The sequence below is a fragment of the Psychrobacter sp. FME13 genome, assembly GCF_014861395.1.
Lineage (GTDB): Bacteria > Pseudomonadota > Gammaproteobacteria > Pseudomonadales > Moraxellaceae > Psychrobacter.
In genome coordinates this window covers 1-3,881 of the sequence record NZ_RRYV01000211.1, presented here as the reverse complement: position 1 = coordinate 3,881, position 3,881 = coordinate 1, and the positions used below count along the sequence as shown (strand labels likewise).

4 protein-coding genes and 2 pseudogenes are annotated in these 3,881 nt (G+C 36.2%); 5 read left to right on the top strand and 1 reads right to left on the bottom strand.

Going from position 1 to position 3,881, the window contains the following annotated elements; all coding sequences use genetic code 11:
* From EI164_RS14970 to EI164_RS14950, 5 genes and pseudogenes are all read left to right on the top strand, one after another.
* Positions 1–298 (top strand): annotated as a pseudogene (locus EI164_RS14970) (hypothetical protein); the annotation flags it as partial.
* Positions 298–1,071 (top strand): hypothetical protein, encoded by a 774-nt coding sequence (locus EI164_RS14965; RefSeq protein WP_192520718.1) that lies wholly within the window; start codon positions 298–300, stop codon positions 1,069–1,071. The pseudogene EI164_RS14970 and the gene EI164_RS14965, both read left to right, overlap by 1 nt.
* Positions 1,072–1,104: 33 nt before the next feature.
* Complete coding sequence (locus tag EI164_RS14960) at positions 1,105–1,761, top strand: hypothetical protein (RefSeq protein ID WP_192520716.1); 657 nt, start codon at positions 1,105–1,107, stop codon at positions 1,759–1,761.
* A 136-nt stretch (positions 1,762–1,897) separates the two neighbouring features.
* Positions 1,898–2,590, top strand: coding sequence for a hypothetical protein (locus EI164_RS14955; RefSeq protein WP_192520714.1), 693 nt, complete (start codon positions 1,898–1,900; stop codon positions 2,588–2,590).
* 312 nt (positions 2,591–2,902) lie between these two features.
* Entirely contained in the window at positions 2,903–3,622 is a 720-nt protein-coding gene (locus EI164_RS14950) for a hypothetical protein (protein ID WP_192520712.1), read from the top strand.
* Here EI164_RS14950 and EI164_RS14945 read toward each other — a convergent pair.
* A pseudogene (locus EI164_RS14945) lies at positions 3,610–3,825 on the bottom strand (IS3 family transposase); the annotation flags it as partial. The gene EI164_RS14950 and the pseudogene EI164_RS14945 sit on opposite strands and share 13 nt — an antisense overlap.
* Positions 3,826–3,881 lie beyond the last annotated feature (56 nt).

Below are 3,881 nucleotides of genomic sequence, written 5' to 3'. Positions count from 1 at the left end.
GCACAGTCGTGATGGCGGCGGGATGGATGGGCTGAGTTTGGCGGGGTTGCCTAGTATAATTCCTGAGAAAAAGACGCTGATGGATGGGGTTTATAATTTGGCTTACCAGTTTATCAACGATGAAAAAGAGCCTTATGCCAACACGCATTATACCGCTATAAATAAACGTACAGGCGAGGAGTTCAATGGAGTGACTGATAAAGACGGTTGGTCGGAACGCTTCCATTCTGACAATAAAGATGAAATCGAAATTCATTTAGAGCTTCCTTGGCAAGTCGAGAATGAGGAGAGTAAGTAGTGGGATATAAATATAACAGCCTCAGTCGTACTTTACCTATGATTAGTAACAATCAGGTTCAAGTCATTTCAAACCAATATTATTTAGTTATTGGATTTGAAGTTAACTATTTAGCAACTGCTTTTGTAAATAACACTCAAAATCTCAATATTAATTATGGACATGCCTTTTTCTTCACAGTACAGAATGGGAAAATCGTAACTGTACATAGCTTTGGCCCTAAAGGATTAGCAACCCCAACAGAGGCAGAAGAAAAAGCAGGAATTGACATATTTAGCGGTAAGCGCTCTGGCACTGTTAATTACCCCGTAACTACAGTCTCAAGACTGTATAAATTTAAAATACGTAAAAGTCAGCTTTCAGCCATTAAGAAACATGCTGATAAATTCAAGAAAAAGGTGATATCAGGCGAGGAAAAGTATACTGCTTATATGAACGATACATGTGCAGAAGCAGCAAAAGATGTTTTAGATGACGCAGGCATCGATACACCTAGTGGCAAAGGCTATATCACTACACCTAGTGGAGCAGCTAATTTCTTATTTGAACCTACATATATTGATGGATGGAAGGTACCTGCTACAGGAGCAATGTTCGTAAACCCCTATTCTTGGTATGTTCAGTTCAAGAAAAAGTACGGGGCTGCAAAATTATATAATTATTACGGAGTTAGATCAGGATCTATATATCTTGAGAAAGAATGGCAACTAAAGGAAAAGGACAATGTGCCTAATGGTATTCAGAATCTTTCATATCATTCTGACCTATATTAGTCTAAAAAAATCGTACATATCGGGAGCTTGCAAATGATAAAAGTTGCTCTAGCTATTTTAGCTATGTGTTTCTTAACAAGCTGTGGAATGGCAGAAAATACCAAAAATCAGGAGCCTATTATGCAAGATGAAATAGCATTACATGACGCATTGATACAGGCAGGCAGTACACAGCTAGTGACTGGCTATAAGAATGATGATGTATTAGAGACAATAAAAGCTGCAATTAGGTTAGTTTCTCGACAATCAGATATGGTCTCAGAACTGCCTAATCTTGGAGTATATAATCCTTTCACCCCAAAAACTAAAAAAGAATGGAGATTCTACTTTAATACAGAAAAAGTCACTACCACAATAATTGTACATCCAAGCAATGTAAATATTGTTGATAGTATATATATTTTTGTTGGCGAAAATAGTAAAGATATTAAATCAGCTAAGATGCCTCTTAACCTAGGTGGTATAAAGCTTAATTATCTGAATTATCAAGTCACAAAGTCTCTTAATAACCCTAGTCTGCATAATGCTAAATTTATCTACGAATTAAAAGATGATCCTAACGTGCACATTGATCTTAACGTTAAAGATACGTCAATAAATGAAATAAATAGTTTAGTTGAGTCTAAACTACTACCTACAACCTTCTCAGGCATAAACGTCTATCCCGCCCGAACAGATAAAGTTAATTAAACCGTTATAAATAATTGAAGTTAGATGGCAAATAGGAATTGCGCCTAACAACCCAAATTCACGTATCTCATTTGCAAGGTATGAGTGGTATCTCATGCAAAAAGATCCCAGTGTATACAAACTATAAGAGGTTTATATGAAAAGAATAAAGCTCGCACTTACTATAGTGATTACTACCTTACTTACTGCTTGTGATGCTACCTCTTCAGACTCACTCACTCTAGATTCAGGTAAAGCAGTCAAATCCACTGTAACACTGGATAAACAGAATAGCGCTGAGAGCGTATTAGTCTCTAATACTGAACCCCATATACAACAGGATATCAATACAACAGATTGGGCTCCGCTTATTACGAGAACACCTGCAAAACAAGCCCATGAACCGTTTTTTTTGCCTGACGAAAATGTAAAAAAAACTAAAAAATTATTCCACAAAGACTATAATTTAAACCAAATAAATAGTAAACAGTTTGACGAAACGGCATATGGCTTTTTTGTTGTCATTCAATATGATGATGGCACTATCTTAGATTACTCACTGGATAAAGTGAATAATAAATATTTTGTGAAGAGGTTTACCTTAGCTGGAAAATATCAACCTCTTGATCCATTTAATAAACTTAACAAAGCTGTCGTATATCAAATATTAGAAATAAGCGGAGCAGACAACCCTGAAATATTTTTTCAGGAGCTCATAAATAGCCCTAAAATCACTAAATACAAAGGCTGCACTGTGCAACAAAAGCAATCTAAGTATGCAATGGTAGGTTTAACATCATGTGAGTTTGATAATAGAACCGATTTGTCTTTATACAATCCCAAGTCTTAGAACAAGATCCCATCATTCCAAACTATCCAAGCAGTAATTAAAATGATTCAGTTAATCGCCTGATCATAGATAAGACTAATTTGGACTGTTTTTTCGCTCCAAACCACTTTCGGGTAGTTTTTTATATTTATACATAAATAACAACGACACTCCCACCATCACCCCCTATATCACATTCATAGTTAAACCTAAAACACAGCTACTTTATTGAAGGCGAGCTTACTTGAATCAAGGGCCTCTTCAAAACCTTCCGTTAATGTCATAGCTTACTTACGGACTATTTTTAATAATTAAATATTGAGATACATAATCATGGCAGGAAATACATCTAAAAGCACTACTAAGAGGCTCAAAACGGGCACTAATAACCAAGTAGTAAAAATAACAGCACCGACTCTTAGAGACTTTTTAATACATTTTAGAAGACCTACGCTGACAAAATATAACGGTTTGTACGGCTTTGATTGGTTGAGAGATGAATATGTCTATGACTATCTAAAAGTTATAGAAAACCAGAATTCTGAAACTCAATTATATCGCGGTGATGTGCATGAATTAATTAAAGAATATACACGCTTCAAATCATCTGATACAGCAGATGTAAAAGAGCTTGCCAATATCAAACCAACGAATGGTGAGCCGTATGTTCCTGCATGGTTATCAATAACACCGATGAATTCAACCACCCTAAAAGGTGTTCCGGTTGACTTACACTTGCAAGTGGATCAAGAAAATAGCGACGATGATTCAGAACTTACCAATGATGGCACTATCATAGAGTTTATAACCAGTCCAAGTATAACCATAACGCCTAACTCTATAAATTTGGGTGATCTGATAAAAGGAGGTCGGCTACCTCCAAAAACCCTAAACTCTTCTAATAATGTCTTCCAATCTAAAACCATTCATAGATATCGCGATGAAAGCACTACTTTTAAAATTGAGTCAAATGTCAAAGACAATTTGCCTGGATTGACCCCTGCCGTCAAATCCGTACACATAAACTTGGGAGATTTTAGTTACGCAGCCTGACGATAATAATCAAACCACACCTGTCTTGGCGATTTATAGCCTAAACCCTTTTGAATCCTCGTCTGATTGTAGTACAGCTCGATATAACTGATAATATCATTGATGGCTGTGAACCTTGTTTTATAGTCTTGATGATATACCAGCTCATTCTTTAATGTGCCCCAGAAGCTTTCTATCGGAGCGTTATCGAAACAGTTTCCTTTGTGTAGTGGTCAACTAATTTAGGACACCTGATAAGAGGTTTTTGTTAAAGTAGCGT